The 509-nt window shown below is 42.4% G+C and carries 1 protein-coding gene; it reads right to left on the bottom strand.

All coding sequences use genetic code 11. From position 1 onward, the window contains the following. On the bottom strand, positions 1 to 509 hold a 509-nt coding region (locus ACFIJ7_RS09870; RefSeq protein WP_375645227.1), incomplete at both ends, for a POTRA domain-containing protein.

The raw sequence follows: 509 nt of genomic DNA, 5'->3' as shown, positions 1-509 counted from the left end.
CCACCCCAATAATCGGGCTCACTGCGTTGATAGTTAAAATCCCACGCATCATTCATCCCTAAAATATTTTCTACCCTCAAGCCCGCACTATAACGCGCATAACCCGTAGAGGCTTGTCCCATATTGTCATGAGAAACAGTAACCTTGAAAGTTTTATCGGGATGATTATTAATATTGACAATGGTGCTCCCTTCTTCACGCCCTGGAAGAAGTTCGCTTTGAGCGTGCGCTGAACTCAAACGGTTGATCTGATCAAGCCCCTGTTCAATATCGCGCATATTCAGAACATGACCTTGAAGCCCAGGAAAAGCACTCCATACAACATTGTTATAACGAGATGCCGGTGAACCATTATAGTAAATCTCTGAAAGCTTGCCCTCAATGACAACAAATTTGAGCGTCTTGCTGTTTTTGATATCTTGATCGGGAATATAAAAACGCGCCGTCACATAGCCTTGATCCAAATAAACTTTGGTTAACTTCTTGATTAAGAGCTGAATATCGACAAG

The organism is Bartonella sp. MR100HLJHH, assembly GCF_042194215.1.
Lineage (GTDB): Bacteria > Pseudomonadota > Alphaproteobacteria > Rhizobiales > Rhizobiaceae > Bartonella > Bartonella grahamii.
This window is presented reverse-complemented; position numbering and strand designations above follow the sequence as displayed.